The following is a 26,519-nucleotide window of genomic DNA, read 5'->3' on the forward strand; positions in this document are numbered from 1 at the left end:
GAAATAACGCTTTGCTACACGTTTGCTGCCAGTCTGCCTGCTTGCTCAGATTACGTACAAGTCGACGTATTCGTTCACCGGCATGGCTTCGAGCCGTGCCGCATCGAGCGAAACATCGAGTATCGCCTGCTGCTGCTTCGCGGGGAAGCGGCGCGCGAGGTGGGTCCTGAATTTATCGATCAACAGCGGGATGCCTTCGTCGCGGCGCCGCCTGTGACCGATCGGGTACTCCACCACGACCTCTTCGAGCGTTGTGCTGTCGTTGAGTTCGACGGTGAGCGCATTCGCGATCGAACGCTTGACCGGGTCGTGATAGTCCTTCGTGAACTGGGGATCTTCGACGCAGACCGTCTTCGCGCGCAAGGCGTCGATGCGCGGGTCCTGCGCGACGTCGTCTTCGTAATCGGCGGCGGTGAGACGCCCGAATATGAGCGGCACGGCCACCATGTACTGGATGCAGTGGTCGCGGTCGGCCGGATTCGCGAGCGGCCCGCTCTTGTCGATGATGCGGATCGCCGCTTCGTGCGTGCGGATGGTGATCCGCTTGATGTCCTGGGCGCTCTTGCCTTGTTGCGCGAGCACGCCGTGCAGCATCATCGCCGCTTCGGCGGCAGTCTGCGCGTGGAATTCAGCGGGAAACGCAATCTTGAACAGCACGTTCTCCATCACGTACGAGCCGTACGGACGCTGGAACCGGAACGGCTGGCCCTTGAACGAGACGTCGTAGAAGCCCCACGTCTTTGCCGTGAGCGCGGACGGATAGCCCATCTCGCCGGTCTTCGCGATCAGCGCGAGGCGCACCGCGCGCGAGGTGGCGTCGCCGGCGGCCCACGACTTGCGCGAGCCGGTATTGGGCGCGTGGCGGTAGGTGCGCAGCGCCTGGCCGTCGACCATCGCGAGCGAAACGGCGTTGATCAGTTCGTCGCGCGTGAGCCCGAGCATCTGCCCGACTACCGCGGTCGAGGCGAGCTTCACCAGCAGCACGTGGTCGAGACCGACCTTGTTGAACGAGTTTTCCAGCGCGATGCAGCCCTGGATCTCGTGCGCCTTCACCATGGCTTCGAGCACATGCCGCATGGTGAGCGGCGGTTTGCCCTGAGCGATGGCCGTGCGCGAGAGCCAGTCGGCGGTCGCGAGGATGCCGCCCAGGTTGTCCGACGGATGGCCCCATTCGGCGGCCAGCCAGGTGTCGTTGAAGTCGAGCCAGCGGACCATCGCGCCGATGTTGAACGCGGCCTGAACCGGGTCGAGCTGGAACGAGGTGCCGGGCACCTTCGCGCCGTGCGGGACGACCGTGCCTGGCACGATGGGCCCCAGCAGCTTGGTGCAGGCAGGGTAGGAGAGCGCCTCGAGTCCGCAGCCGAGCGTGTCCAGCAGGCAGTAGCGGGCGGTCGACAGGGCGAGTGCGCTGTCGATCTCGAAATCGAGCACGTAGTCGACGATGTCGACCAGTACCCGATCCGGCTGCGGCCTGACGTTGGAGACGTGTGCGGACATCGAGGCGTTCCCGATGTGCCGTGCTTACTGGCTGGCGCCCGCTGCCGGCGCGCGCAGCGCGTTGGCCTGGGTCGGCGCCATCGCGCCTTGCTGCATTGCAACGGTCTTGCACTCGTCGGCCAGACGCGAGCTGTCCTTGTCGGAGAACAGCATGGCCTTGGTCGGGATCACGACCAGGTCGAGGCCGGTGGCGGCGTCGTGGAAGCGGTCGGCGCCCGTCGTCGTGGTCTGGCGCGGCAGGTTGTAGTTCTTGTTCGCCCAGTGAACGGTGACGATCTGGTCACGCGCCATGTCGCCCTTCAGGTCGAAGGCCAGGCCTTCGTTGCACGACCAGTGTTCCGAGCCTGCCGGAATCGGATCGACCTTCGCTTCCTTGGCCGGGTTGGCCTTGCGCTTGATGATCTTGTGCTTCGGTGCCGGCTTCTTGGGGGTGGCCGTCGTGGGTTGCGCGGCGGCTTCGGTGGCCGCCAGCATCATCGTGGTGGACAGCGCGCCGATAACGGTGGCGATCAGCAGTTTTTTCATGGAGTCGGACCTTTATCTCTTTAAATCGGTTGATCAGGCGAGGCTGCGTGGCGCAGCCGCCGGTTGCATTGCGCGCGCGCCGAAAGCGCGCAGCGGACGCTATTTTCACCTATTTGCCGATATGAGCCAGGACTTTTGCGATTTGAAAAAATTTAGCCCGTCCTTCATGAATCCGCTTCGTGTATAGCAGGGCCCGGCGTAGCGTCGCACCGATCGAACAGCGGCGCAGCTTCGGCTGGCACGGCGCGCCCCGTTGTGCGCGCGCGGCGCAGCACGGACCAGTAGTAGCGGTAGCTCGCGCGGTCGTGCAGCGTGTCGCCATGGCGAATCGGACCCCATTTTTCAGCTTGCGCGGCCAGCAGGATTTCGGCGGCGGTGGCGATTTCCTCGTCGCGCGGCGCAAAGGCGGCGATGATTACCGGAATCTGCGCCGGATGGATGCTCCACATGCGCGTGTAGCCGAATTCGTTGCGGGCACGGCGTGCATCGTTCGCTACGACGTCCATGGCGCGCACTTCGGTGCTGACATTGTGTGACGGAACCTTGCCGAACGCGTGGCAGGCCGCCGCGATCTCCAGCTTGGCGCGGCGCACGAGCGGGTGGTCGAACTGGCCCGGCGAGCGCATGGCGGTGTCGGGAATCGCGCCGTCGTGCGCGGAGACGAAGTCCATCAGTCCAAAACTGAGCGCTTGCACGCCGCGCAGTGCGGCGAGGTCCAGCACACGCGCGAGCGCGCCGTGGGTTTCGACGAGCAACTGCACGGGAATCGGCTTGTCGATGCCCATTTCGGTGCGCGTGGCTTCGACGAACGCTGTCATTTCCGCGGCGTCGGCCACGGTGCGGATCTTCGGCAGCGTGATGTAGGCGGGCGCACGCTTTGCGGCGCGCAGAATCAGGCGCACGTCGTCGCGCCAGTGCGGATGATGAAAGTCGTGGATGCGCACGCCCACGCGCCCGAAGCGGTCGTGCTCGCCGCCGATCAGCGACGCGACGAGTTCCGCGTGCTCGGCTTCGCGGCCGACCTGGGCGCCGTCTTCGCAATCGAGCGTGATGTCGAATACCGGGCCAAGCTCCTGTTGCAGCGCGAGCGATTTCAGCATCAGCTTCTCGCTGCCGGCGTAGTGGTCGCACACGGGCAGGAGGACAGGCGGCGCTTCGCCGTCAAACAGCACTTCGGCGGGGGAGAGGGCGCGCATCTTCGGCGTCAGGAGACGAGTGTTGGGTCAGGAGCCTGAACGAAAAAAAACCGGAACCCGCTGTGCCGCCGCGGACTCCGGTTTGCTTGCAACGGCTTACTTGCCGAGCAGGTGAGCGACGCCTTCGCGCTCTTCAAGCAGCTCGTTGAGCGTGCCGTTCATCTTCTCGCGCGAAAATGCATCAATTTCGAGGCCTTCGACGCGCTTGTACTCGCCGTTTTCGCAGGTCACCGGCACGCCATAGATGATGTCTTCGGGGATCTCGTACGAGCCGTCCGACGGAATGCCCATCGTGACCCACTTGCCGTTCGTGCCGAGCACCCAGTCACGCACGTGGTCGATCGCTGCATTGGCCGCCGAAGCCGCCGACGACAGGCCGCGCGCTTCGATGATCGCCGCGCCGCGCTTGCCGACCGTCGGGATGAAGGTGTTGCGGTTCCATTCGTCGTCGTTGATCAGCGCGTTGAGCGACTGGCCGTCGACCGTGGCGAAACGGTAGTCGGGGTACATCGTGGGCGAGTGGTTGCCCCACACGGCGAGCTTCTCGATCGATGCGACCGGCTTGCCCGACTTGGCGGCCAGTTGCGAGAGCGCGCGGTTGTGGTCCAGACGCAGCATGGCGGTGAAGTTCTTCTTCGGCAGATCCGGAGCCGACTTCATGGCGATGTAGGCGTTCGTGTTGGCCGGGTTGCCGACCACCAGCACCTTCACGTCGCGGCTGGCGACGTCGTTGAGCGCCTTGCCCTGAACCGTGAAGATTTCGGCGTTGGCCGACAGCAGGTCCTTGCGCTCCATGCCCTTCGAGCGGGGGCGTGCGCCCACCAACAGGGCGACGTCGGCGTCCTTGAACGCGACCTTGGGGTCGTCGGTGATGACCACGCCTTGGAGCAGCGGGAATGCGCAGTCGTCCAGTTCCATGACGACGCCCTTGACGGCAGCTTGCGCTTGCGGCAGGTCGAGCAGTTGCAGGATGACGGGCTGATCCTTGCCGAGCAGGTCGCCGTTCGCGATGCGGAACAGCAGGGAGTAAGCGATCTGACCTGCGGCGCCGGTGACGGCAACGCGCTTTGCGGACTTAGCCATTGAAAATCTCCAGGAAGATGCGTTAGACGCCAGGGTAAAACGCCATTCTATATGCGCGCTACACCAGGCGTTCATGAATCCGGCGAACCTTCTTCCGGGCGGCGTGCGAGGCTTTCGCGCATCGCGCCGCGGCCCGGAGGCGGGCTGCCATATAACCCGTGAGCACGGAGGAACAGCGTGTGCGGGGCGATCCTGCGACGCATTTCGCTACGAGGTGTATGCTGCCTGCCAGCCCTCGCGGAGTCGCCCGCAAACCCTTGCTCGACCGGCAGTTTAGGAGCCGGGATGGGTAAAGTCAACAGTATCTTATGTCTTATATAAGACATATCTATTGCGTCCAAAAGGGTAGATTTCCGGGGGGCTTTATGTTGAAATGCGCGCCATGAGTGCGAACCCGGTCAGCAACGCGAATTCATCCGCTCCCGAGAGTGGCGCCAACGCGTCTGCGTCCGCTTCAGCAGCGGCAACGTCTCCCACCTTCAGTCCGCTCTATCAGCAGATCAAGGGGCTCATTACACAGAGCCTCGTGTCCGGCGAATGGAAGCCCGGCGAGATCATCCCCAGCGAAGTCGAACTGGCCGCCCGTTACAAGGTGAGCCAGGGGACCGTGCGCAAGGCGATTGATGAACTCGCGGCCGATAACCTGCTGGTGCGCCGTCAGGGCAAGGGCACGTTTGTTGCAACGCACAATGAAGAGCGCGCGCAGTTTCGCTTCCTGCGATTGCTGGCCGACGACGGCGCGGAGCACCCGCACGTGAGCAAACTGCTCGAGTGCCGGCGCATGCGCGCGTCCTCCGACATCGCGCGTCAACTGGAACTCAAGCCCGCCGATCCGGTAGTGCTGATCCGACGCCTGCTGGAATTCGACGGCGAGAGCACCGTGCTCGATGAAATCTGGTTGCCCGGCGGCGTGTTCCGCGGCCTGACCGCCGAGCGTCTCGCCGAATACAAAGGACCGCTCTACGCCATGTTCGAAGCGGATTTCGGCACGCGCATGATTCGTGCGAGCGAGAAGATTCGCGCCGTGGCCGCCGAGCCCATGGTTGCAGACCTGCTCAACATTCCGGCCGGTTTTCCTTTGCTATCTGTCGAGCGGGTGTCCTATACCTATGGAGATCGTCCGGTCGAGGTCCGCCGCGGTTGGTATGTCACAACTGGGTACTACTATCAGAATGACTTGAGTTGATGAGGTAAGCGCCCGCGCAGGAAGGGGCGGACGCACCTCATGCGCTGACATCTCGCACGCGCACGCGCGGTTCCAGGGTGGGGATTTCGCTGCAGCGCGATATGAAAAGGCGCTAAAATTGCGTATTAGTGTTAACACATAGTAGGGGTCTAGCATGGCTGAAGCCACAAAAAAACCGAGGCCGGAATACCGGAACATCGGGCTTGGGCAAATATTGTTCGCATACCGCCTGCCACTCGCGGGGCGCGTGTCGATCGGCCACCGCGTGAGCGGTGCGCTGCTGTTCCTGTTCTTGCCTTTCCTGCTGTTCCTGTTTGACCAGAGCCTCACTTCGGAGCTCAGCTTCGAGGTCTTCAAGGGCTTCCTCTCCAACATCGTCGTCAAGCTCATCGTGCTGGTCCTCGGATGGGCGTTCCTGTTTCACTTCTGCGCCGGCGTACGCCATCTGTTCATGGACTTCAGCCATGACCTCGTGAGCAAGGAAAAGGGCAAGTCGACCTCGCTCGTGGTCGTTGTCATCTCCACGGTTCTCACGATCGCCTTCGCGGCCAAACTCTTCGGAGCGTTCTAATAATGTCGGCTAAAAACGGTATCGGTCCGAAGCGTCTCGTCGTGGGCGCTCACTACGGCCTGCGCGACTGGATTGCCCAGCGCGCCACCGCCGTGATCATGGCGATCTACACGGTCGTGCTGCTCGCGCTGTTCTTCGGCGCACACGATTTTTCGTACGACGGCTGGGCCTCGATCTTCTCCGCGCAGTGGATGAAGCTCGCCACGTTCGTCACGCTGCTCGCGCTGTTCTATCACGCCTGGGTTGGCGTGCGCGACATCTGGATGGACTACATCAAGCCGGTCGGCCTGCGCATCACGCTGGACGTCCTCACGATCGCATGGCTGCTGGGCAGCCTCGGCTACGCCGCTCAGATTCTCTGGAGAGTGTAAAAGAATGGCTGCAATCAAGAATTCTCTGCCGCGTCGCAAATTCGACGTGGTCATCGTCGGCGCGGGCGGTTCGGGGATGCGCGCTTCGCTGCAACTGGCGCGTGCTGGCCTCTCGGTCTGCGTGCTCTCGAAGGTGTTCCCGACGCGTTCGCACACGGTTGCGGCGCAAGGCGGCATCGGCGCTTCGCTCGGCAACATGAGCGAAGACAACTGGCACTATCACTTCTACGACACGATCAAGGGTTCCGACTGGCTCGGCGACCAGGACGCGATCGAGTTCATGTGCCGTGAAGCACCGAACGCCGTCTACGAACTCGAACATATGGGCATGCCGTTCGACCGCAATGCGGACGGCACGATCTACCAGCGTCCGTTCGGCGGCCACACGGCCAACTACGGCGAAAAGCCGGTGCAACGCGCTTGCGCGGCCGCTGACCGTACCGGTCATGCGCTGCTGCACACGCTGTACCAGCAGAACGTTGCAGCGAAGACCACGTTCTTCGTCGAATGGATGGCGCTGGATCTGATCCGCGACGCCGAAGGCGACGTGCTCGGCGTGACCGCGCTCGAAATGGAAACGGGCGACGTCTACATCCTCGAAGGCAAGACCACGCTGTTCGCCACGGGCGGCGCGGGCCGTATCTTCGCAGCTTCCACGAACGCGTTCATCAATACCGGTGACGGCCTCGGCATGGCGGCCCGCTCGGGCATCGCGCTGCAGGACATGGAGTTCTGGCAGTTCCACCCGACCGGCGTGGCCGGCGCGGGCGTGCTGATCACCGAGGGCGTGCGCGGCGAAGGCGGCATTCTGCGCAACTCGAACGGCGAGCGCTTCATGGAGCGCTATGCGCCCACGCTCAAGGACCTCGCGCCGCGTGACTTCGTCTCGCGCTCGATGGACCAGGAAATCAAGGAAGGCCGCGGTGTCGGCGCGCACAAGGACCACGTGCTGCTCGACCTCTCGCACATCGGCGCCGAGACGATCATGAAGCGTCTGCCGTCGATCCGCGAAATCGCGCTCAAGTTCGCGAACGTGGACTGCATCAAGGAACCGATCCCGGTCGTTCCGACGATTCACTACCAGATGGGCGGCATCCCGACCAACATCAATGGTCAGGTCGTCGGCACGCCGAAGGGCCACGAAGAAGTCGTCAACGGCTTCTACGCCGTGGGCGAATGCTCGTGCGTCTCGGTGCACGGTGCAAACCGTCTGGGCACGAACTCGCTGCTCGACCTCGTGGTGTTCGGCCGCGCTGCCGGCAACCACATCGTCAAGCACGTGAAGGAGCTCAAGGAGCACAAGCCGTTGCCGGCAGATGCCGCCGACTTCTCGCTCGCGCGCCTCGCGAAGCTCGACAACTCGACCTCGGGCGAGTACGCGCAGTCCGTCGCGAACCAGATCCGCGGCTCGATGCAGAAGCACGCTGGCGTGTTCCGTACCTCGGCGCTGCTTGCGGAAGGTGTCAAGGACATCGCGCAGGTTACCGAGCAGGCGAAGCATATCCACCTGAAGGACAAGTCGAAGGTGTTCAACACCGCGCGCGTCGAAGCGCTCGAAGTGGCGAACCTCGTAGAAGTTGCGCAAGCAACGATGGTGTCGGCGGAAGCCCGCAAGGAAAGCCGCGGCGCGCATGCACAAAGCGACTACGAACACCGCGACGACGAAAACTGGCTGCGCCATACGCTGTGGTTCAGCGAAGGCAACCGTCTTGAATACAAGCCGGTTCACATGAAGCCGCTGACCGTCGAGTCCGTGCCGCCGAAGGCGCGTACGTTCTAAGGCACACGCCAGTCAAAAGGAATTTGGAAATGGCCAAACGTATTTTTGAAGTCTACCGCTACGACCCGGACAAGGACGCGGCGCCGCGCATGCAGTCGTACGAGCTGGAAATCACGCACGAGCGCATGCTGCTCGACGCGCTGGTCAAGCTCAAGGAACTGGACGAGACGCTGTCGTTCCGCCGCTCGTGCCGCGAAGGCGTGTGTGGTTCGGACGCCATGAACATCAACGGCAAGAACGGACTGGCGTGCCTCACGAACCTGAACGAGCTGCCGCAGAAGATCGTGCTGCGTCCGCTGCCGGGCCTGCCCGTCGTGCGCGACCTGATCGTCGACATGACGCACTTCTTCAACCAGTACCACTCGATCAAGCCGTACCTGATCAACGACACGCCGCCGCCCGAGAAGGAGCGTCTGCAGTCGCCCGAACAGCGCGACGAGCTCGACGGCGTGTACGAGTGTATTCTGTGTGCGAGCTGCTCGACGTCGTGCCCGAGCTTCTGGTGGAATCCGGACAAGTTCGTCGGCCCGGCAGGTCTGCTGCAGGCTTACCGCTTCATCGCGGACAGCCGCGACGAAGCCACTGGCGAGCGTCTCGACAACCTCGAAGACCCGTACCGCCTGTTCCGTTGCCACACGATCATGAACTGCGTCGACGTTTGCCCGAAGGGGCTGAACCCGACGAAGGCGATCGGCAAGATCAAGGAACTGATGGTTCGCCGCGCGGTTTGACGCTGCGTACCTGAAATAAGCGAAATGGAATCGCATCAGTCTGACCCCCATCGCCGCGCGCGCCTTCGCTGGCGCGCACGGCGCGGTCTGCTCGAAAACGATCTGATTTTCGAGCGTTTTTTCGACCGCTACGAGCATGACCTCAGCGACGCCGACGTGGGTGCTCTCACACGCCTGCTCGAGCTGAGCGATAACGACCTGATGGACTTGCTGCTTGCGCGCAAGGAACCAGAAGGCGACCTTGCCGACCCGGACGTGAAGCGGGTGCTGGAGCTGCTTCGCAACGTTTGAGATGCTGCGGCGTTTGCAGGTGTGCCTGCGAGCGCCGCGCCGAACGACACTATCGAATCCCGTGTTTACCTTCGATTGAGGATGTGCTATGACCCCGTCTGATGTAAAAGCCACGCTATCGTTCAGCGATAATTCGCCGAGCGTCGAACTGCCGATCTACAAGGGCTCGATGGGCCCGGACGTGATCGACATCCGCAAACTGTACGGTCAGACCGGCAAGTTCACGTATGACCCGGGCTTCATGTCGACGGCGGCGTGCAACTCGGCCATCACGTACATCGACGGCGACAAGGGCGAGCTGCTTTATCGCGGCTACCCGATCGACAACCTCGCGCAGAACGCCGATTTCCTCGAAACCTGCTACCTGCTCCTGAAGGGCGAGCTGCCGAACCTCGCGCAAAAGACCGAGTTCGTGAAGACCGTCACGCAGCACACGATGGTGCACGAGCAGATGCATTTCTTCTTCCGTGGCTTCCGCCGCGACGCACACCCGATGGCGATTCTGGTCGCTGCGGTGGGCGCGCTTTCGGCGTTCTACCACGACTCGCTCGACATCAATAACCCGCGTCACCGCGACATCTCGGCCATCCGCATGATCGCCAAGCTGCCGACGCTGGTGGCGATGGCGTACAAGTACTCGATCGGCCAGCCGTTCGTGTACCCGCGCAACGAACTTTCGTACAGCGCGAACTTCATGCACATGATGTTCTCGAACCCGTGCGAAGAGTACAAGATCAATGACGTGCTCGTGCGCGCGCTCGACCGCATCCTGATCCTGCACGCCGACCACGAGCAGAACGCTTCGACCTCGACCGTGCGTCTGTCGGGTTCGTCGGGCGCGAATCCGTTCGCGTGTATCGCTGCCGGTATCGCTTGCCTGTGGGGCCCGGCGCACGGCGGTGCGAACGAAGCCGCGCTGAACATGCTCGAAGAGATCGGCTCGGTCGACAACATCCCCGAGTTCATCAAGCAGGTCAAGGACAAGAACTCGGGCGTGAAGCTGATGGGCTTCGGTCACCGCGTCTACAAGAACTACGATCCGCGCGCGAAGCTCATGCGCGAAACGTGCCACGAAGTGCTCAACGAGCTCGGCCTGCACGACGATCCGCTGTTCAAGCTCGCCATGGCGCTCGAAAAGATCGCTCTGGAAGACGAATACTTCGTGTCGCGCAAGCTGTACCCGAACGTCGACTTCTACTCGGGTATCGTGCAGCGCGCACTGGGCATCCCCACGTCGATGTTCACCTGCATCTTCGCGATGGCGCGCACGGTGGGCTGGATCGCGCAGTGGAACGAAATGATCGCCGACCCCGAGCAGAAGATCGGCCGTCCGCGTCAGCTCTTCATCGGCAGTACGCCGCGCGAAGCGAAGCCGATCGCGCAACGGTAAGCCGAGTGGTTTTCACGCGGCGCGCTGCGTGAGACCAAGCTGAGCGAAACGAAAATGCTCCGACCGGGTTTGCCTGGTCGGGGCGTTTCTCTTTCAAAGTTTCTCTTTCAAATCCACCCATCGATCTTCAGCCCACTCGCTTTCTCGGCCTCTTCGCGCGAGACTTCGCGCACGGTCTGGCCGAAGCTCCACACATGGCCTTCCGGGTCGCACGCCACGTAGACGCGGTCGCCGTAGAACTGGTCGTCGGGCTCGTGCAAGATCTTCGCGCCCGCCGTGCGTGCACGTTCGCAGTGCGTATCGATTTCGCTCTTCAGCTGCACGTGCACCGACTGCGTGTTCTTGCCCTCGAGCGCGGCGGGGCTCGTGGCGGGCATGCCGGGCCACTCGCCGCAAATCATCACGTAGCCGTCTTCGAAGCGCATCTCCGAGTGGCAGAGCTTGCCGTCAGGCGAGGTCACGACGAACTGGCGCGTGAAACCGAACGCCTTTTCGAGCCAGTCGAGCGCTGCGAACGGATCGCGGTAGTAGAGGGCTGCTCCGAAAGCCGGACGTTTAGAGGTTCTGTTCATGATCGTCTCCTTGAGTTGTGACCGGACCTGACGCTTGAGTGCCGGGTCCGGTCCCATGCAAAGCGGTGGGCGAGGACCGCGTGGGTACACGAGCCGCGAATCCGGCAGCAGCGCAATTTGTGTGCGTGGTAGCCTCATTCTGCCGCTGTGCTGCGGATATCCGAGCATCCGTGGAGCGCGCACCCGTCATTACCTGCGGGGTAATCGCCAGCGCTCGTGCGCTCGCCGACTATGAGGTTATCTGCCACGCAGCAATCTCATCAACGAAAGGAGCGACGACCATGAACCACGATGCGCGTCTTGCGACCCTGCCTGGCTTTATCCGCGTGAACGACCATACTGCGCTGCACTATCGCGACTGGGGCACGGGCGCACCGCTCGTTTTCCTTTCGGGCTGGACGCTCAACGCCGACATGTGGCAGTACCAGGGCGTGCCGCTCGCGAAAGACGGTTTTCGCTGCGTGGCGTACGACCGTCGCGGGCACGGACGTTCGAACGATCCCGGGCAAGGCTACGACTACGATACGCTCGCCGACGATCTCGAGGCCGTGCTCGACGCGCTCGATCTCTCGGGCGTGACGCTCGTGGGACACTCGTTCGCGAGCGGCGAAATCGTGCGCTATTTGAGCCGTCACGGCGCGCGGCGCGTAGCGGGCATCGTGCTGCTCGCGCCGGCCTCGACGCCTTATCTGCTCAAGACCGCCGACAACCCCAACGGCCTCGACGCAAGCCTGTTCGCGGCCTCGCTCGACGAGATCCTGACTTCGTTTCCCGACTGGATCGAGCGGCGCGCGCTGGAGCATTTCGCGCCCGGCACTTCGCGCGCCGCGATCCAGTGGACCGCCGACATGATGCTGCGCGCCTCGCTCCACGCGGCGGTGCAGTTGAACCGGATTCAGACCTCGACGGACTTTCGCCGCGAACTTGCGCGCATCGACGTGCCCGCGCTCGTGCTGCACGGCGATAGCGATGCATCGGCGCCGCTCGAGTTGACTGGCAGGCCCACTGCGGCGCTGCTCGTGCGTGCCGCGCTCAAGGTCTACGAAGGCGGCACGCACGGCATGTACCTGAACCAGGCTGCGCGTGTGAACGCGGATATCGCTGCCTTCGCGCGCCTTTGCACGGCGTGAATTGTCGATGCCGGGCGAGCGGCCGCCGGGTTGGCCGCCGTTCGTCCACAGCCGCCCACGGCGAATCCTTTATGATGGAGCGCGCCCCAATTCCTGAGCCGCTCCATGTTTTTTGCCGCGAACTCCCTGCACCGCCGCCTGAGCATCGCCATCGGTACGCTGGCGATTTTCGTCGGCCTGCTGGGCTCGCTCGGCACTTTCCTGGTGGTGCGCAGCCTCGCGAGCGAATTCAGCGCGAGCCTGCGCGATGCCGCCGCGCACGTGCAGTCCGGCGTGCCGCACCGTCATGCCGGGCCGAGCAGCGAGCCGAACGGCGTGCGTCTTCCCTCCGACGACCTCGTCGTGCAGATCTGGTCCGCCCACGACACTACCGCGCCCAGCCGCACCAGCGACCCCGACATCGCGCTGCCGCGCGCGCCGAAGGGCTACTCCTCGCTCCAATACGATGGCGAGGCCTGGGACGTCTTCGCGCTCGCCACCGGCGACGAGCAGATCCAGGTCGCGGAGTCGCGCAGCATGCGCAACCGCAATGCACTGCGCGTGGCGTTCTGGAGCCTGCTGCCGGTGCTCGCGCTGCTGCCGCTGCTCGCGTTGACGATCGCCGTGACTGTTCGGCTTTCGCTGCGGCCGCTGGAGCGCGTCGGGCGGCGCGCGGCGAAAGTCGATCTGCACGAACTCAAGCCGCTCGATGCGCGGAAGGCGCCTGTGGAACTGCGACCCTTCGTCGAGTCGATCAACCGCATGATCGAGCGCCTTTCGGTGCTCTTGAACGCCGAGCGCAAGTTCATCGCCGATGCTGCGCACGAACTGCGTTCGCCCATTTCGGCGATGCAGTTGCAGATCGACAACCTGCGCGCCGCGCCGCCCGATCAGTACCACGAACGCTTCGAAGAACTGCGGCGCGGCGTGGCGCGCACGGGTTCGCTGGTGTCGCAATTGCTCGGCCTTGCGCGCGCCGAGATCGGCGGCGCGCAGCGCGCGGTCGCCGACATCGCATTGCCGCAACTCGTGACCGACGTGCTGGCCGATCTGCTGCCGCTCGCCGATGCGCGCAGCGTGGATCTGGGCGTCGAGCGTCTGGACGACGCGAGTGTGCGGGCGACCGAGGCAGATATGCGCATGCTGGTGCGCAATCTGGTCGACAACGCGGTTCGTTACGGGCGCGAGGGCGGGCGCGTCGACGTGACGGTGCGCCGCGATGCGCAAACGGCCACGATCGAAGTGACCGACAACGGCCCCGGCATTGCCGTGGAAGACCTGCCGCATGTGTTCGACCGCTTCTTTCGCGCGCGCGGCAACGACGCCGAAGGCAGCGGCCTTGGGCTTGCGATCGCGCAGGCGCTGGCGCAGCGTTACGGCGCTCGCGTGACGCTGGAAAATCGCAGTGACGGGCAGTCCGGCATCGTCGCGCGCATCGAGCTGCCGCTGACCGGAGGCGAACCACACTCGCCGACGCAACCAGATACTGAGGAAAACTGAGCAATGCGGATTCTCCTGATCGAAGACGATCTGCTGATCGGGCCGGCGCTGCTGCGGGCATTGAAGGACGCCACATATAGCGTCGACTGGGTGCGCACGGGCGAGAGCGGCCGCGCGGCCATCCGCGACGGCTCATACACGACCGTGCTGCTCGACCTGGGCCTGGGCGACATGAACGGCCTCGACGTGCTGCGCGGCCTGCGCGAAGCCAACGACGCCACGCCGGTCATCATCATCACCGCGCGCGACGATGTGGATACGCGCGTCGAAGGCCTCGACCTCGGCGCCGACGACTACCTCGTCAAGCCGTTCGAGAGCAAGGAGCTGCTCGCGCGCATTCGCGCGGTGGTGCGGCGCAAGTCGGGCTTTGCTTCGTCGACGATGGGCAGTGCGCGCGTGACGCTCGACATGAATGCGCGGTGTCTCGCCTTCGACGGTCGGACCGACGATCTTTCGGCGCGCGAGTACGCGCTCATGCTCGCGCTGCTGGAGCGGCCCGGGGCGATTCTCTCGCGCCAGCAACTCGAAGAGCGACTCTACGGCTGGGGCGAGGAGGTGGAGAGCAATGCCGTCGACGCCGTGATCTACAGCGTGCGGCGCAAGTTCGGCCACGCTGTCATTCGCAATGTGCGCGGGCTGGGCTGGGCCGTGTGCGTTTGATCGTCGACGTTTGACGTCCGCCGTAAAAAGAAAAAAACGGCGAGCGTGGTGCTCGCCGAATGGCATGCGAAGCGGGGGAGGCGCCTGGGCGCACGCCGAAACCGGAGGCTATGAAGGTGAAGTGCGGGCGGCGCTATCGTAGCGATGAGGCGCTCATGAGGCCAGCAGCCGCTGCCACGGATGCGCGCGCCACGCGGTCGCGAGCGCGCCGACCCAGTCGGCTTCGTTCTGCGCGAGATGGCGGTCCGCATGGATCGCGACGAGGCACAGGCTCAGCACCTCGGCGCGCAGCGCCGGATCTTCGAGTTCGCGCATGACTTGCTGCATCACACCGGAGTCGAGCTTGCAGGCGTCGCTCCAGTTCAGGTGCGCGTTCGTGAGCAGATCTTCGCAAAGGTCTTGCAGGATCGTGCCGAATTCACCGGGCGCGAGGCCGAGCCGGTCCGCGATGCGCGCGTGATGCACGGCCGCGAGTTCGTCGGCGCTGAGATGGCCATCGGCAAGCAGGGCGATGGCGACGATCCGGCCCGCAGCCTGCGGGCTGTTGCTGGTGTAGGTTCGCATGGTCGGGTGTCCCTGAAGAGAGGTGGAAGCATCGAGGCGCGGCCGTTCAGTCGAACAGGTCGCCGAACCACGATTTGCGGCGGCGTCCATGGCCGCCTTGACGTTCGTGCGCGCGGCGCTGCCCGTGATCGTCGAGGCGTTTGCCGTGATGCGAGCCTTGCTGCGCACTGTAGCCGTCGTCGAGATATTGCGGCGAGACGGCGCGCGATGCCGCTGCGCGGTCGATCAGTTTGTCGAGCTTGCCGCGATCGAGCCAGACGCCGCGGCATTGCGGGCAGTAGTCGAGTTCGACGCCTTGACGTTCCGAGATCGCGAGTGTGGTGTCAGGGCAGTTCGGGCATTTCATGATGCGCTCCAAAGAGATTGACAGTCGCAGCCGGTGGACCCGGTGCTGCGGGCCGGCGCGGCTGCGATGGAATTCATCCTCGCAGAGAAAAATGAGCGAAAAATGAGGACGGCGCTTTTGCCTTCGATCCGCTTACCGTGCTTCCAGACTGCCGCCCTCGTGGTCATGCGGCCGGGTCTTGATGAGCGACACCACCACGCCGCCCGCGAGCAGCGCCGCCGTCACGCCGAGGCTCAGCAGCGCGGGAATCTTGCCCACGATGCCCACCAGAAAGATCTTCGCGCCGATGAAAACCAGCACGAGCGCGAGCGCATGCTTGAGGTAGTAAAAGCGGTGCGCCATGGCCGCGAGCGCGAAGAACAGCGCGCGCAGGCCGAGCACGGCGAAGATGTTGCTCGTGTAGACGATGAACGGATCGGTGGTGATCGAAAAGATCGCCGGGATCGAATCGACGGCGAAGATCAGATCGGCGAACTCGACCATCAGCAGCGCCACCAGCAGCGGCGTGGCGAAACGCTTGAGCTTGCTGGTCGACGGATGCGCGCGCCGCACGATGAACGCGCCGCCTTCGAGCTGCGGCGTGACGGGCAGTACGCGGCGGATCAGGCGCAGGATCTTGCTGTCTTCCACGCCGTTTTTTTCGCTGGCCTTCCCGCTTGCCTCTTCCTTCGAGCCGAGCAGCATCTTCACGCCGGTCACGGCGAGAAAGAGGCCGAACACGAACAGCATCCACTCGAACTGCGCGACCAGCGCCGCGCCGAGCCCGACCATGATCGCACGCAGCACCAGCACGCCGACGATGCCCCAGAACAGCACGCGATGCTGATACACGCGCGGCACCGCGAGCGCGCCGAAGATCGACGCGATCACGAACACGTTGTCGAGCGAGAGCGATTTTTCGATGAGGTAGCCGGTGAGGTACTCGGTGGCCGGCGCGGCGCCAAGCTGCCACCAGATGAAGCCGCCGAACAGCACGCCCACTGCGATATAGCCGAGCGAGAGCCACAGGCTTTCGCGGATGCCGATCTCGCGGTCGTCGCGATGGAGCACGCCCAGATCGAGCGCCAGCAACACGATCACCACCGCGAGGAAGGCGGCCCAGAGCCAGGCAGGCTGTTCGAGGAAGCTGGCAGTGAAAAGCGGCGGGAGCATGGGGCGGTCCTTATCGTGATGGTGTGATGCCGTGCTGCATGGGGCGCGTTCGGGCCTCGGCCCAAACGTCAGCGTAACGACGAAGAATGAGGCGTGAATGAGGGAGGCGAATGCGAGCGCTTTGGCATAGGAGGCTCGATGTTTGACATGGATCCAGCGAAGAGACTTATGTTTCGCGCTTCGCTTATCCCCGAAAAATGCGGTGCTAAATTTGTCGGCTTTGAAAACAACGAGGAATGACAAGAATGACGCCAATCAGAGCGGGCATGGTCTGCGGTCTTGCGGTGGCATTGAGTGCCTGCGCCGGTCTTCAGAATATCGACCCCAATGCCGCGGTTTCGGCCGGATCGACGCTGCTCAAAGCCGCGAGCCTTTCGGATAACGACGTGATGACCGTCTCGGTCGAGGCGTGCCAGGCGAGCGATGCGAAGTCTCCGGTCGCGGCGCCCGGCAGCGCCTATGCGAAGCGGCTCGCGAGCGTGATGAGCGGCTTCGGCGACATGGCCTTGAACGGGCAGAAGATCGACTACAAGGTCTACATGCAGAAGGATGTCAACGCATGGGCCATGGCGAACGGCTGCGTGCGTGTCTATAGCGGCCTGATGGAGATGATGAGCGACGACGAACTGCGCGGCGTAATCGGGCACGAGATGGGGCACGTCGCGCTGGGCCATTCGAAGAAGGCGATGCAGACTGCCTGGGCCGTGAGCGCGGCCAGAACAGCCGTGGGCGCCACCGGCATCTCGGGCGCGGCGGCGTTGAGCTCGTCACAGCTCGGCGACCTGACCGAGAAGTTCATCAACGCGCAGTTCTCTCAGTCCCAGGAGCGCGCGGCGGACGACTATTCCTTCGATCTGCTGAAGAAGAAGGGCATGAATGAGCGCGGACTGGTCACGGCGTTCCAGAAGCTGGCGACGCTCGACGGTGGCCAGAATTCGATGATGAGTTCGCATCCGTCCTCGCCAAGCCGTGCCGAGCACATTCAGAACCGGATCAATAAGGAAGGGTGATGGGGGGCAGACATGCATCGAACGGAGTTTGATGCGTGTCAGGTGTGCGTCCGGACTTCATCGCTACGATGCCTGCTTTCACTTTGCTCCGGCGCCACACATGATTGCCCGCTTTCTCTTCGTCCCGCTGTGTGTTGCCGCATTGACGGGCAGTGTTCATGCTCAGGCCGGTGGGCCGCCGATTCCGCTCAATACGCCAGTCCGGCAATACGGCGGCCCACTCCAGCAGAACCTCAACACTGCGATCGCACCGGCTGCAACGAACCCGTCGAGGTTCGACAAGCGCTGCCGGGATCTTGCCGATTCCTATAGCGAGTCGTTCAGGTCGCCGGGTCCGGCCCAGTCAAACGCGGTTGTTCCGAACTACGGCGAGAGCGGCGAGCAGATCAATACCATGCAGGCATACCACCAGCGACAGGATGCCGAGAAGGCGTTTCGCGACGCCGGCTGCCGATAAAAGCCGGCCTCAGAACTGATAGTTAATTGAAATATCGCAGACCCCATCGGTTTTGCTCTGGATGATCGGGCTGTCTGCGGCGCTGCCTAGCAGGCGCCGCAGGGCGCCATCGGCGCTGACGAACCAGTGCTTGTTCACGAAATACACCATCGTGATGCCGAAACCCGCCGACTTCAGGCCCGCGCTGGCACTGTACTGCCGGTAGCCGGAAGCGGCAGCTTGCTGCGGCGTCACGCCGAACCAGCTTTGCATGTAGTTCGAGTCGGCGAAGGTCACTGAGGGGCCGGCGAACCAGTAAAACGTCTCGTTGCTGCCAGGCAGCGGCATATAGGCGCCCAGGTCGGCGGTCCAGCCGTTCGAGCCGCCGAAGCTGCGCGTGAACGCCGCGCGAAATACCAGCGGAAATTCCTTCGACACGACATATTCCGCAGCCAGTTTCATTTCGGGCGCCGGGTTGATGTTGCCGAGACCGTTCAGGTGCTCGGGGTCGTCGTGGCCGCGCCGCCCGAGATCGTAGGCGGCGGCCACGCTCATGCGCCAGTTTTGGCCCTGCAGAACGTTTACGCCGAAGCCTTCGCCGGTGGAGCCGAACAGGAGGTCCTTGTAGCGGATGTCGATGCTCGGCCCGACGAGCATGTGATAGCGCTCCGAGCCGTCGTAGCGCGGCTGGAAGGTTGCGCCGACGCCAAGGCGCGCCTCCAGGGGCGGCCGGTCGGGCTCGAACAGCTTTTCCAGCGGGATGCCGGCGGAATACTGCCACTCGCCGAGCGGCGAAGGCGTTTGCGCCATGACGTGCGGCGCGAAGGCAGCGAGCATGCAGGCCGCGGCGGCGAGCGGCGCCCTCTGCAGAGCGCAAGGGGACTTCCTTCGGGGCATGCGAGGTGCGAAAAGCATTGGGCCTCCGTGATTGCCTGATGGGACCTGTTCCTGGAGTGAGCAGACCACAGGCGCGCGGTGTCTGTTCATTCAGTGTGATGGAACCATATTCTCGCCGTCCGTGCGGCGTCGCGCGTCACGCAATCGGCGTGCCGGCCCGCACAGCCTTCGGAAAAACAACCGGAAAAACAAGGGTTTCCCGGCGCGCGTACGCAACGGCGCAGCCGTGAACGGCTGGCGCCGCTCGCCGGGTAACATCGATACAGGTATCGTCACTACCACCCAACTCACTGTTTTTTATCGCTTTTTTTCGCCCGCGGCGATGCGGGCGGCGCGTTTCGCGTGGCATAATCGGTTCACAACATCGATTCATAACGCACCATCCCCGCGGTCACTCGCAGTCATTCAATCCCCGCATATCATGGCAAAGACGCTCTACGACAAGTTGTGGGACTCCCATGTGGTCCACACGGAAGACGACGGCACGACGCTCCTCTATATCGACCGTCAGCTGCTGCACGAAGTCACCAGTCCGCAGGCATTCGAAGGACTGAAGATGCACGAGCGCCCGGTGTGGCGCATCAGCGCGAACCTGGCCGTTTCCGACCATAACGTGCCCACCACGGACCGCAGCCACGGCATCGCCGACCCGGTCTCGAAGCTCCAGGTCGACACGCTCGACGCGAACTGCGACGCCTTCGGCATCACGCAGTTCAAGATGAACGACCAGCGCCAGGGCATCGTCCACATCGTCGGTCCGGAGCAGGGCGCGACGCTGCCGGGCATGACCATCGTTTGCGGCGACTCGCATACTTCCACGCACGGCGCGTTCGGCGCGCTTGCACATGGCATCGGCACTTCGGAAGTCGAGCACGTGCTGGCCACGCAAACGCTCCTGCAGAAGAAGAGCAAGAACCTGCTCGTGAAGGTCGAGGGCCAGCTGCCGCGCGGCTGCACCGCGAAGGACATCGTGCTCGCCATCATCGGCAAGATCGGCACGGCGGGCGGCACGGGCTACGCCATGGAGTTCGGCGGCTCGATGATCCGCGGTCTCTCCATGGAAGGCCGCATGACCGTGTGCAACATGGCGATCGAAGCCGGCGCGCGCGCGGGCATGGTCGCCGTGGACGACACTACGATCGACTACCTGAAGGGCCGCCCGTTCTCGCCGCAAGGCGTGGAGTGGGATCAGGCCGTCGAGTACTGGAAAACCTTCAGTAGCGACGACGGCGCGCAGTTCGACCGCGTGGTCGAGCTCACCGCCGCCGACATCGTGCCGCAGGTTACCTGGGGCACGTCGCCGGAGATGGTCACCTCGATTGACGGCCGCGTGCCCGATCCCGAGCGCGAAAAGGACCCGGTCAAGCGCGACGCGATGGAACGCGCGCTCCAGTACATGGCGCTCGAGCCGAACACGCCGATCGAGTCGATCAAGCCCGACAAGATCTTCATCGGCTCGTGCACCAACGCGCGCATCGAAGACCTGCGCTCGGCCGCTTACGTCGTGAAGAAGCTCGGCCGCCGCGTGGCGTCGAACATTCGTCTCGCGATGGTCGTGCCGGGCTCGGGCCTCGTGAAGGCGCAGGCCGAGCGCGAAGGCCTCGACAAGGTGTTCACGGAAGCGGGCTTCGAATGGCGCGAGCCGGGCTGCTCGATGTGCCTCGCGATGAACGCCGACCGCCTGGAGCCGGGCGAGCGTTGCGCGTCCACCTCGAACCGCAACTTCGAGGGTCGTCAGGGCGCGGGCGGACGCACGCATCTCGTGAGCCCGGCCATGGCCGCCGCAGCGGCAATCGAAGGGCATTTCGTCGACATTCGCAAGCTGGCTTGAGCACTGAACCAGGAACAAGGAAAAGAGCGATGAAGGTCTCTGCACTCGCGCGTCGCGCGGCGTTATTCGCCATGGCGGGGTGGCTCCTCGCGCTGGCCGGCTGCAACACCGTGGCCGGCGTGGGCGAGGACATCAGCGGCGCGTCGCGCGCAGTGCAGAAAAAGCTCTAACCCGCCTGGCTTGCTGCCGGCGCTTTCGGCTTCGTCCTGAAAGCGCCTGGCGCGATCAGCATCCATCAGGATCACGGATCATGGAAAAATTCATCGTACACACCGGCGTCGTGGCGCCGCTCGATCGCGAGAACGTGGACACCGACGCGATCATCCCGAAGCAGTTCCTCAAGTCGATCAAGCGCACCGGCTTCGGCCCGAATGCCTTCGACGAATGGCGTTACCTCGACCACGGCGAGCCGGGTCAGGACAACTTGAAGCGCCCGCTGAACCCGGACTTCGTGCTGAACCAGCCGCGCTATCAGGGCGCATCCATTCTGCTCACGCGCAAGAACTTCGGCTGCGGCAGCTCGCGCGAGCACGCACCGTGGGCGCTCGATCAGTACGGTTTCCGCGCGATCATCGCGCCGAGCTTCGCCGACATTTTCTATAACAACTGCTTCAAGAACGGCCTGCTGCCGATCGTGCTCTCCGAGTCGGACGTCGATCATCTGTTCAACGAAACGAATGCGTTCAACGGCTTCCAACTCACCGTCGATCTGGACAAGCAGGTCGTGCGCACGGTGGACGGCGCGAAGGAATACCCGTTCGAAGTGGCCGCGTTCCGCCGCTACTGCCTCCTGAACGGCTTCGACGACATCGGCCTCACGCTGCGCCACGCCGACAAGATCCGCCAGTTCGAAGCCGATCGCCTCGCGCGGCAGCCGTGGCTGAAGAACCGCGTCATCTGATCAACGCAGAACGACATACAACGAGGAATCACAGGATGAAGATTGCAGTGTTGCCGGGCGACGGCATTGGTCCCGAGATCGTCAAGGAAGCCGTCAAGGTGCTGGGCGCTCTGGGCGAGAAGTTCGAGCTCGAAGAAGCGCCCGTTGGCGGCGCGGGCTACGAGGCGAGCGGCCATCCGCTGCCCGAGGCTACGCTCGCGCTGGCGAAGGCCGCCGACGCGATCCTGTTCGGTGCCGTGGGCGACTGGAAATACGACAAGCTCGAGCGCGCGCTGCGTCCCGAGCAGGCCATTCTGGGCCTGCGCAAGCATCTGGAGCTGTTCGCAAACTTCCGTCCGGCGATCTGCTATCCGCAATTGACGGGCGCTTCGTCGCTCAAGCCGGAAATCGTTTCGGGCCTCGACATCCTGATCGTGCGCGAGCTGAATGGCGACATCTACTTCGGCCAGCCGCGCGGCACGCGCGAAGCGCCGGACGGCAATTTCAAGGGTGCGCGCGAAGGCTTCGACACGATGCGCTACGCCGAGCCCGAAGTGCGCCGCATCGCGCACGTGGCCTTCCAGGCCGCGCAAAAGCGCCAGAAGAAGCTCACCTCGGTCGACAAGGCTAACGTGCTCGAGACCTCGCAGTTCTGGAAGGACATCATGATCGATGTCTCGAAGGAATACCCGGACGTCGAGCTCTCGCACATGTACGTCGATAACGCCGCCATGCAACTCGTGAAGGCGCCCAAGGCGTTCGATGTGGTGGTCACCGGCAACATGTTCGGCGACATCCTCTCGGACGAAGCCGCGATGCTCACGGGCTCGATCGGCATGCTGCCCTCGGCCTCGCTCGACAAGAACAACAAGGGCCTGTACGAGCCTTCGCACGGCTCGGCGCCGGACATCGCGGGCAAGGGCATTGCCAATCCGCTCGCGACCATTCTGTCGGCCGCGATGATGCTGCGCTACTCGCTGGGCCGCGCCGAACAGGCGGACCGCATCGAGAATGCGGTGAAGAAGGTGCTCGAGCAGGGCTATCGCACCGCCGATATCGTCACGCCGGACTGCAAGCAGGTCGGCACGGCCGCAATGGGCGACGCGGTGGTCGCGGCGCTGTAAAGCCATCGCGAAAGGGCATGCCTCGGTTGAATCAGGCGTGCCCTTTTTTCGAGGCGCGGGTTTAAAACGGCAGCGCCGATAAGGCGCATCGAAAATAGTGGAAAATGCGGGTAGCCCCGCGCGAAATTGCGGTTTTCGTGTATATTGCTCCGATGGCGACGATCCCCCAGATCACCTTTGTTTCGAAAATCCACGGCACGGCCCGTGCGATTTCGCTCGCTATCGCCACGCAAAACACCACGAAAACGATTATTACCAAAACGATCATCACTCGTTGATCGCTCGTCGTGCCCGCTCAATTCCCCGCGCGGCCACGCCGGGCGAGCGAAGCGGGGAAGTTGTCCATTTCAAGGGTTAATCATGAACGTAGGTCTCGTAGGTTGGCGCGGCATGGTCGGGAGCGTGCTGATGCAGCGCATGCAGGAAGAACGCGATTTCGACCTGATCGAACCGGTGTTTTTCAGCACCAGCAACGCAGGCGGCGCAGCGCCGTCGTTCGCCAAAAACGAGACGAAGCTCAAGGACGCGAACAGCGTCGATGAGCTCAAGAAGTGCGACATCATCATCACGTGCCAGGGCGGCGACTACACCAATGAGGTCTATCCGAAGCTGCGCGCGGCTGGCTGGAACGGCTACTGGATCGACGCGGCTTCCTCGCTGCGCATGAAGGATGACGCGGTCATCGTGCTCGACCCGGTCAACCTCGACGTCATCAAAGACGCACTCGTCAAGGGCCAGAAGGATTTCATCGGCGGCAACTGCACGGTCAGCCTGATGCTGATGGCACTGGGCGGCCTGTTCCGCGAAAACCTCGTCGACTGGATGACGGCCATGACGTACCAGGCTGCTTCGGGCGCAGGCGCGCAGAACATGCGCGAACTGCTCTCGCAGATGGGCGCGCTCAACGCCGCCGTGGCCAGCGACCTCGCGAATCCGTCGTCGGCGATTCTCGACATCGACCGCAAGGTGCTCGCCACCATGAACAGCGACGCCATGCCCACGGCGAACTTCGGCGTGCCGCTCGCGGGCTCGCTGATCCCCTGGATCGACAAGGACCTCGGCAACGGCATGTCGAAGGAAGAGTGGAAGGGCGGCGCCGAAACCAACAAGATCCTCGGCAAGCCTGCCATGGGCGAGCCGGGCTCGATTCCGGTCGACGGTCTGTGCGTGCGCATCGGCGCGATGCGCTGCCACTCGCAGGCGCTCACCATCAAGCTCAAGAAGGACGTGCCGCTCGACGAGATCGACGGCATCCTCGCTTCGGCCAACGACTGGGTCAAGGTCGTGCCGAACCAGCGCGAAGCTTCGATGCGCGATCTGTCGCCGGCAGTCGTCACGGGCACGCTTTCGGTGCCGGTCGGCCGTCTGCGCAAGCTCGCGATGGGCGGCGGGTATCTGTCCGCCTTCACGGTCGGCGACCAGCTCCTGTGGGGCGCCGCCGAGCCGCTGCGCCGTATGCTGCGCATTCTGCTCGACAGGTGAATGAATTAAACTACGCGCCTAATGACGCGTAGACAGGGTGATAAAAGCGCCGCGCCAGTCGCGGCGCTTTTTTATTTCCGGGCGGTTTCCGTGCGGCGGGCTTCCGTGCGCCGGGCACAACTGGCCGGTTCACCCACAACAAACCCCGTTTCATCGACTGCCGCGCGAGCGGTGTGCCAGGGCATCTGATGATCGTTCGATTTGAAGCCGTTTCCGATTCAGTCAATCCAGCCATGAAAATGCGGCGGACTGCCGTTGCGGTGTCCGCGGCGCTGCTGGTCGCCATGGCCGGCGCTTCCGGTATGGTTCATGCGCAAAGCGGCGCGGCGGCTGCCGCCGCCACATCGGGTGCTGCGGGGGCATCCGCTCCTGCGGCGGCGCTGCCCATCGTGGGGCAATACACCATCCACCCGGGGCAGTCGCTGCACGATGTGGCGGTCGACGTCACGCAGTCGCACGACAAAGCGGTGATCGCGCGCGCGAGTCAGGCGCTGTTCGACGCGAACCCTTCGGCGTTCATGAAACGCGACCCGAGCCGCCTCAAGGTGGGCGCCGTGCTGAACGTGCCGGGAACGCCCGATATGGCGAGCGCAGCAGCCGGTGCTTCGGCGCCGGTTGCCGGCGCGGCAAGTGCACCCGGTGCTTCGGCTGCCATTGTTGCGGGCGCGAGTTCAGCGGCCGAGGCGGCGGCTCCGGCTTCGACTACGACTGCCGTTGCTACAGGCGCAAGCGCGAGCACCAATGCCGGTGCGATGGCAACGAGTGGCGCGGCTGGCGCAAGCGTTGCGAGTGCGCCGGCTGTGTCCGCTGCTTCCGCCGAAGCGAGCGCGAGTGCAGTCCCCGCGCCGGCCAGCGACCCTCATTCGTGGAGCGGCGCAGTCCAGGCGGCACCGCCCGCCGCGGCGGCGTCCGCTATACCGGGTTCGGCGGCGTCGACACCTACGGTGTCGAGCCTGCAACAACTGCTTGCTCTCAAGAATCGTGTGCTAATGGCCTTGCAACAGCACGGCATCGGCAAGCCCGTGCCGGTGGCTGGCGCACCGGCCGGTACGCAAGGGAACGCCGCTGCCGGGGGTGCGGCGCCGGGCGCGAACGGCGCGCAGCCCGAGGTCTCTCCGATCACGCTTGGCGGCGTGGCCGCGGTAATGCTGGCATTCGTCGCGCTGGTCGTGCGTGTGCTCATGCGCAAACGTCGCAAGCCTGCGCCGGAGGCCCGAGAAAGCGCGGTTGAGCCGCCCGCTGCTACGCGCCCGACCGGGCGCGACGATGCGTCGGCAGAACCCGCAGCGCCGGTAGCGCCCGCAGCGCCGCTGGCGACCGGCGCAGCCGCTGCTGTCGTGAAGGCGAAAGCCGAAGCGTCGGCGGAAGAGTCGGCGGAAGAGTCGGCGGAAGAGTCGGCGGAAGAGCCGCTGCGCGACGCCGCGCAAGAACACGGCGAGCACGCCGAACCCGGCGACGAGGCGCCGTCGCCGCACGAACTGGCAGAGTTGCCCACGCTGGGCGAAACGATTGAGCCGGCCCATCAACCCGAAACGCCGCATCACGCCGAAGCCGACATCGACGAATCGAGCGCCGCCGCGCACGAAGCAAGCCGTGCCGAGCCGCGTCCGATCGAGCTGACGATGCCGGGCGCGCAGGCCGAAGCGCATCCCGAACCGCATCCCGAACCGCATCCCGAACCGCATCCCGAACCGCATGCGCACAGGGCAGAGGCCCAGGCCCCGGCCGCGCCCGCCGAATCCGCCGCGCCGCCTCCGCATGAACTCGCGATGCCGGGCGATCACTCCACACCCGCTGTCCCATCAGAACAAGAAGCAGAAGTCGCAATGCCACACGTGGAAGTCCCGCAAGAGTTTCCGAAGTCCGCCGTCGATGCTTTGGGCGGCCTCGACATGCCGCTGCCGCCGCGCGTCGAAACGCCCGAGCCCATGCCGGGCGTCCCGCTCTCGACGGAGCCAGTCGCCACCCCCGAGACGACCGCGCGCCAGGCGCTGCCGTTCGGCCAGCCGCCTGTGCCGCCTGCCGGCGAGGCCATCGAAGTGGGCATTGCGGGCGCGGGGTCGATCGCCGGGCTGGGCGCGCCGCGCTTCGGCCCGCTCACGCTCGATTTCGACCTGAATCTGCCGGCCGATTCCGCCGAGCCGCTGCCGGTCTTCACGCCGGAGCAACTCTCGCGCATCGCCCGCAACAAGCTCGACCTCGCGCACGAATACATCGCGCTCGGCGACCTGGCCGGCGCTCGCTCGCTGATCAACGAAGTGATCGAGTCGAACGACCACGCCACGCGCGCCGATGCGCAGGCGTTGCTGTCGACGCTCTCGCCGCTTTCCTGACG

At 64.2% G+C, this 26,519-nt stretch carries 29 protein-coding genes; 20 read left to right on the forward strand and 9 right to left on the reverse strand.

The window, feature by feature from the left end:
* Positions 1-45: 45 nt before the first annotated feature.
* Both P5W98_RS21785 and P5W98_RS21790 read right to left on the reverse strand, forming a co-directional pair.
* Entirely contained in the window at positions 46-1,497 is a 1,452-nt protein-coding gene (locus tag P5W98_RS21785) for a bifunctional 2-methylcitrate dehydratase/aconitate hydratase (protein ID WP_421026026.1), read from the reverse strand.
* A 24-nt stretch (positions 1,498-1,521) separates the two neighbouring features.
* Positions 1,522-2,022 (reverse strand): hypothetical protein, encoded by a 501-nt coding sequence (locus P5W98_RS21790; RefSeq protein WP_421026025.1) that lies wholly within the window; start codon positions 2,020-2,022, stop codon positions 1,522-1,524.
* On the opposite strand from P5W98_RS21790, the gene P5W98_RS21795 reads away from it, so the two are divergent.
* The gene (locus P5W98_RS21795) at positions 2,021-2,209 is read left to right on the forward strand and encodes a hypothetical protein (RefSeq protein WP_421026024.1); all 189 of its coding nucleotides are present in this window, start codon (positions 2,021-2,023) and stop codon (positions 2,207-2,209) included. The genes P5W98_RS21790 and P5W98_RS21795 overlap by 2 nt on opposite strands.
* Here P5W98_RS21795 and P5W98_RS21800 read toward each other — a convergent pair.
* Both P5W98_RS21800 and P5W98_RS21805 read right to left on the reverse strand, forming a co-directional pair.
* Positions 2,187-3,218 (reverse strand): HpcH/HpaI aldolase/citrate lyase family protein, encoded by a 1,032-nt coding sequence (locus P5W98_RS21800; protein WP_421026023.1) that lies wholly within the window; start codon positions 3,216-3,218, stop codon positions 2,187-2,189. The genes P5W98_RS21795 and P5W98_RS21800 overlap by 23 nt on opposite strands.
* Positions 3,219-3,314: 96 nt before the next feature.
* Entirely contained in the window at positions 3,315-4,301 is a 987-nt protein-coding gene (locus tag P5W98_RS21805) for a malate dehydrogenase (protein ID WP_035531254.1), read from the reverse strand.
* Positions 4,302-4,674: 373 nt separating this feature from the next.
* Here P5W98_RS21805 and P5W98_RS21810 point away from each other — a divergent pair, with 373 nt between their 5' ends.
* The 7 genes from P5W98_RS21810 (at position 4,675) to gltA (ending at position 10,621) form a co-directional block, all read left to right on the forward strand.
* On the forward strand, positions 4,675-5,487 hold the full coding sequence (locus tag P5W98_RS21810) for a GntR family transcriptional regulator (RefSeq protein ID WP_421026022.1): 813 nt from the start codon (positions 4,675-4,677) through the stop codon (positions 5,485-5,487).
* A 154-nt stretch (positions 5,488-5,641) separates the two neighbouring features.
* A complete protein-coding gene (gene sdhC / locus P5W98_RS21815) occupies positions 5,642-6,058 on the forward strand; it encodes a succinate dehydrogenase, cytochrome b556 subunit (protein WP_421026021.1) in 417 nt (138 codons plus the stop codon).
* A gap of 2 nt (positions 6,059-6,060) precedes the next feature.
* Positions 6,061-6,429: a succinate dehydrogenase, hydrophobic membrane anchor protein gene (gene sdhD, locus P5W98_RS21820; RefSeq protein ID WP_035531259.1), complete on the forward strand. Its 369-nt coding sequence runs from the start codon at positions 6,061-6,063 to the stop codon at positions 6,427-6,429.
* 4 nt (positions 6,430-6,433) lie between these two features.
* A complete protein-coding gene (sdhA, locus tag P5W98_RS21825) occupies positions 6,434-8,209 on the forward strand; it encodes a succinate dehydrogenase flavoprotein subunit (RefSeq protein WP_035531261.1) in 1,776 nt (591 codons plus the stop codon).
* Positions 8,210-8,238: 29 nt separating this feature from the next.
* Positions 8,239-8,940: a succinate dehydrogenase iron-sulfur subunit gene (locus P5W98_RS21830; RefSeq protein ID WP_035531265.1), complete on the forward strand. Its 702-nt coding sequence runs from the start codon at positions 8,239-8,241 to the stop codon at positions 8,938-8,940.
* A 24-nt stretch (positions 8,941-8,964) separates the two neighbouring features.
* Positions 8,965-9,231 (forward strand): succinate dehydrogenase assembly factor 2, encoded by a 267-nt coding sequence (locus P5W98_RS21835; protein WP_027797784.1) that lies wholly within the window; start codon positions 8,965-8,967, stop codon positions 9,229-9,231.
* An 88-nt stretch (positions 9,232-9,319) separates the two neighbouring features.
* Positions 9,320-10,621, forward strand: a complete 1,302-nt coding sequence (gene gltA / locus P5W98_RS21840) for a citrate synthase (RefSeq protein ID WP_421026020.1) — start codon at positions 9,320-9,322, stop codon at positions 10,619-10,621.
* 107 nt (positions 10,622-10,728) lie between these two features.
* Here the strand turns inward: gltA and P5W98_RS21845 are convergent, their stop codons facing one another.
* Positions 10,729-11,193 carry a VOC family protein gene (locus P5W98_RS21845; RefSeq protein WP_421026019.1) on the reverse strand — a complete coding sequence of 155 codons (465 nt, stop codon included), beginning with the start codon at positions 11,191-11,193 and terminating at the stop codon, positions 10,729-10,731.
* Positions 11,194-11,474: 281 nt separating this feature from the next.
* Between P5W98_RS21845 and P5W98_RS21850 the strand changes: the two genes are divergently transcribed.
* From P5W98_RS21850 to P5W98_RS21860, 3 genes are all read left to right on the forward strand, one after another.
* The gene (locus P5W98_RS21850; protein WP_421026018.1) at positions 11,475-12,323 is read left to right on the forward strand and encodes an alpha/beta fold hydrolase; all 849 of its coding nucleotides are present in this window, start codon (positions 11,475-11,477) and stop codon (positions 12,321-12,323) included.
* A gap of 105 nt (positions 12,324-12,428) precedes the next feature.
* On the forward strand, positions 12,429-13,802 hold the full coding sequence (locus P5W98_RS21855; RefSeq protein ID WP_421026017.1) for a sensor histidine kinase: 1,374 nt from the start codon (positions 12,429-12,431) through the stop codon (positions 13,800-13,802).
* A 3-nt stretch (positions 13,803-13,805) separates the two neighbouring features.
* Positions 13,806-14,462, forward strand: coding sequence for a response regulator transcription factor (locus P5W98_RS21860; RefSeq protein WP_421026016.1), 657 nt, complete (start codon positions 13,806-13,808; stop codon positions 14,460-14,462).
* A 153-nt stretch (positions 14,463-14,615) separates the two neighbouring features.
* On the opposite strand, the gene P5W98_RS21865 is transcribed toward P5W98_RS21860, so the two are convergent.
* The 3 genes from P5W98_RS21865 to P5W98_RS21875 form a co-directional block, all read right to left on the reverse strand.
* Entirely contained in the window at positions 14,616-15,026 is a 411-nt protein-coding gene (locus tag P5W98_RS21865) for a TerB family tellurite resistance protein (protein ID WP_421026015.1), read from the reverse strand.
* A 46-nt stretch (positions 15,027-15,072) separates the two neighbouring features.
* Positions 15,073-15,372: a zf-TFIIB domain-containing protein gene (locus P5W98_RS21870; RefSeq protein WP_421026014.1), complete on the reverse strand. Its 300-nt coding sequence runs from the start codon at positions 15,370-15,372 to the stop codon at positions 15,073-15,075.
* A 132-nt stretch (positions 15,373-15,504) separates the two neighbouring features.
* Complete coding sequence (locus P5W98_RS21875; protein WP_421026013.1) at positions 15,505-16,524, reverse strand: TerC family protein; 1,020 nt, start codon at positions 16,522-16,524, stop codon at positions 15,505-15,507.
* 245 nt (positions 16,525-16,769) lie between these two features.
* Here P5W98_RS21875 and P5W98_RS21880 point away from each other — a divergent pair, with 245 nt between their 5' ends.
* Positions 16,770-17,534 carry a M48 family metalloprotease gene (locus P5W98_RS21880; RefSeq protein ID WP_421026012.1) on the forward strand — a complete coding sequence of 255 codons (765 nt, stop codon included), beginning with the start codon at positions 16,770-16,772 and terminating at the stop codon, positions 17,532-17,534.
* A 100-nt stretch (positions 17,535-17,634) separates the two neighbouring features.
* Positions 17,635-17,991 (forward strand): hypothetical protein, encoded by a 357-nt coding sequence (locus P5W98_RS21885; protein ID WP_421026011.1) that lies wholly within the window; start codon positions 17,635-17,637, stop codon positions 17,989-17,991.
* Positions 17,992-18,000: 9 nt separating this feature from the next.
* On the opposite strand, the gene P5W98_RS21890 is transcribed toward P5W98_RS21885, so the two are convergent.
* Complete coding sequence (locus P5W98_RS21890; RefSeq protein WP_421026010.1) at positions 18,001-18,807, reverse strand: MipA/OmpV family protein; 807 nt, start codon at positions 18,805-18,807, stop codon at positions 18,001-18,003.
* Positions 18,808-19,288: 481 nt separating this feature from the next.
* Here P5W98_RS21890 and leuC point away from each other — a divergent pair, with 481 nt between their 5' ends.
* From leuC to P5W98_RS21925, 7 genes are all read left to right on the forward strand, one after another.
* Positions 19,289-20,698 (forward strand): 3-isopropylmalate dehydratase large subunit, encoded by a 1,410-nt coding sequence (leuC, locus tag P5W98_RS21895; protein ID WP_421026009.1) that lies wholly within the window; start codon positions 19,289-19,291, stop codon positions 20,696-20,698.
* Positions 20,699-20,727: 29 nt separating this feature from the next.
* Positions 20,728-20,868 carry an entericidin gene (locus tag P5W98_RS21900; protein ID WP_421026008.1) on the forward strand — a complete coding sequence of 47 codons (141 nt, stop codon included), beginning with the start codon at positions 20,728-20,730 and terminating at the stop codon, positions 20,866-20,868.
* Between the two features lie 80 nt (positions 20,869-20,948).
* Entirely contained in the window at positions 20,949-21,599 is a 651-nt protein-coding gene (leuD, locus tag P5W98_RS21905) for a 3-isopropylmalate dehydratase small subunit (protein ID WP_421026007.1), read from the forward strand.
* A gap of 35 nt (positions 21,600-21,634) precedes the next feature.
* A complete protein-coding gene (gene leuB / locus P5W98_RS21910) occupies positions 21,635-22,702 on the forward strand; it encodes a 3-isopropylmalate dehydrogenase (protein WP_421026006.1) in 1,068 nt (355 codons plus the stop codon).
* A gap of 104 nt (positions 22,703-22,806) precedes the next feature.
* Positions 22,807-22,980 (forward strand): hypothetical protein, encoded by a 174-nt coding sequence (locus tag P5W98_RS21915; RefSeq protein WP_421026005.1) that lies wholly within the window; start codon positions 22,807-22,809, stop codon positions 22,978-22,980.
* An 82-nt stretch (positions 22,981-23,062) separates the two neighbouring features.
* Positions 23,063-24,184 (forward strand): aspartate-semialdehyde dehydrogenase, encoded by a 1,122-nt coding sequence (gene asd / locus P5W98_RS21920; RefSeq protein ID WP_421026004.1) that lies wholly within the window; start codon positions 23,063-23,065, stop codon positions 24,182-24,184.
* A 239-nt stretch (positions 24,185-24,423) separates the two neighbouring features.
* On the forward strand, positions 24,424-26,517 hold the full coding sequence (locus P5W98_RS21925) for a FimV/HubP family polar landmark protein (protein ID WP_421026003.1): 2,094 nt from the start codon (positions 24,424-24,426) through the stop codon (positions 26,515-26,517).
* The last annotated feature ends 2 nt before the right edge of the window (positions 26,518-26,519 follow it).

It is taken from the genome of Paraburkholderia sp. A1BS-2L (genome assembly GCF_051125205.1).
In the GTDB taxonomy this organism is placed as follows: domain Bacteria; phylum Pseudomonadota; class Gammaproteobacteria; order Burkholderiales; family Burkholderiaceae; genus Paraburkholderia.

Excerpts from the sequence above, each read along its gene's own strand:
- P5W98_RS21785 (WP_421026026.1), bottom strand. The coding sequence starts at position 1,497 with ATGTCCGCACACGTCTCCAACGTCAGGCCGCAGCCGGATCGGGTACTG.
- P5W98_RS21795 (WP_421026024.1), top strand. The coding sequence starts at position 2,021 with ATGGAGTCGGACCTTTATCTCTTTAAATCGGTTGATCAGGCGAGGCTG.
- P5W98_RS21790 (WP_421026025.1), bottom strand. The coding sequence starts at position 2,022 with ATGAAAAAACTGCTGATCGCCACCGTTATCGGCGCGCTGTCCACCACG.
- P5W98_RS21800 (WP_421026023.1), bottom strand. The coding sequence starts at position 3,218 with ATGCGCGCCCTCTCCCCCGCCGAAGTGCTGTTTGACGGCGAAGCGCCG.
- P5W98_RS21805 (WP_035531254.1), bottom strand. The coding sequence starts at position 4,301 with ATGGCTAAGTCCGCAAAGCGCGTTGCCGTCACCGGCGCCGCAGGTCAG.
- P5W98_RS21810 (WP_421026022.1), top strand. The coding sequence starts at position 4,675 with ATGCGCGCCATGAGTGCGAACCCGGTCAGCAACGCGAATTCATCCGCT.
- sdhC (WP_421026021.1), top strand. The coding sequence starts at position 5,642 with ATGGCTGAAGCCACAAAAAAACCGAGGCCGGAATACCGGAACATCGGG.
- sdhD (WP_035531259.1), top strand. The coding sequence starts at position 6,061 with ATGTCGGCTAAAAACGGTATCGGTCCGAAGCGTCTCGTCGTGGGCGCT.
- sdhA (WP_035531261.1), top strand. The coding sequence starts at position 6,434 with ATGGCTGCAATCAAGAATTCTCTGCCGCGTCGCAAATTCGACGTGGTC.
- P5W98_RS21830 (WP_035531265.1), top strand. The coding sequence starts at position 8,239 with ATGGCCAAACGTATTTTTGAAGTCTACCGCTACGACCCGGACAAGGAC.
- P5W98_RS21835 (WP_027797784.1), top strand. The coding sequence starts at position 8,965 with ATGGAATCGCATCAGTCTGACCCCCATCGCCGCGCGCGCCTTCGCTGG.
- gltA (WP_421026020.1), top strand. The coding sequence starts at position 9,320 with ATGACCCCGTCTGATGTAAAAGCCACGCTATCGTTCAGCGATAATTCG.
- P5W98_RS21845 (WP_421026019.1), bottom strand. The coding sequence starts at position 11,193 with ATGAACAGAACCTCTAAACGTCCGGCTTTCGGAGCAGCCCTCTACTAC.
- P5W98_RS21850 (WP_421026018.1), top strand. The coding sequence starts at position 11,475 with ATGAACCACGATGCGCGTCTTGCGACCCTGCCTGGCTTTATCCGCGTG.
- P5W98_RS21855 (WP_421026017.1), top strand. The coding sequence starts at position 12,429 with ATGTTTTTTGCCGCGAACTCCCTGCACCGCCGCCTGAGCATCGCCATC.
- P5W98_RS21860 (WP_421026016.1), top strand. The coding sequence starts at position 13,806 with ATGCGGATTCTCCTGATCGAAGACGATCTGCTGATCGGGCCGGCGCTG.
- P5W98_RS21865 (WP_421026015.1), bottom strand. The coding sequence starts at position 15,026 with ATGCGAACCTACACCAGCAACAGCCCGCAGGCTGCGGGCCGGATCGTC.
- P5W98_RS21870 (WP_421026014.1), bottom strand. The coding sequence starts at position 15,372 with ATGAAATGCCCGAACTGCCCTGACACCACACTCGCGATCTCGGAACGT.
- P5W98_RS21875 (WP_421026013.1), bottom strand. The coding sequence starts at position 16,524 with ATGCTCCCGCCGCTTTTCACTGCCAGCTTCCTCGAACAGCCTGCCTGG.
- P5W98_RS21880 (WP_421026012.1), top strand. The coding sequence starts at position 16,770 with ATGACGCCAATCAGAGCGGGCATGGTCTGCGGTCTTGCGGTGGCATTG.
- P5W98_RS21885 (WP_421026011.1), top strand. The coding sequence starts at position 17,635 with ATGATTGCCCGCTTTCTCTTCGTCCCGCTGTGTGTTGCCGCATTGACG.
- P5W98_RS21890 (WP_421026010.1), bottom strand. The coding sequence starts at position 18,807 with ATGCTCGCTGCCTTCGCGCCGCACGTCATGGCGCAAACGCCTTCGCCG.
- leuC (WP_421026009.1), top strand. The coding sequence starts at position 19,289 with ATGGCAAAGACGCTCTACGACAAGTTGTGGGACTCCCATGTGGTCCAC.
- P5W98_RS21900 (WP_421026008.1), top strand. The coding sequence starts at position 20,728 with ATGAAGGTCTCTGCACTCGCGCGTCGCGCGGCGTTATTCGCCATGGCG.
- leuD (WP_421026007.1), top strand. The coding sequence starts at position 20,949 with ATGGAAAAATTCATCGTACACACCGGCGTCGTGGCGCCGCTCGATCGC.
- leuB (WP_421026006.1), top strand. The coding sequence starts at position 21,635 with ATGAAGATTGCAGTGTTGCCGGGCGACGGCATTGGTCCCGAGATCGTC.
- P5W98_RS21915 (WP_421026005.1), top strand. The coding sequence starts at position 22,807 with ATGCGGGTAGCCCCGCGCGAAATTGCGGTTTTCGTGTATATTGCTCCG.
- asd (WP_421026004.1), top strand. The coding sequence starts at position 23,063 with ATGAACGTAGGTCTCGTAGGTTGGCGCGGCATGGTCGGGAGCGTGCTG.
- P5W98_RS21925 (WP_421026003.1), top strand. The coding sequence starts at position 24,424 with ATGCGGCGGACTGCCGTTGCGGTGTCCGCGGCGCTGCTGGTCGCCATG.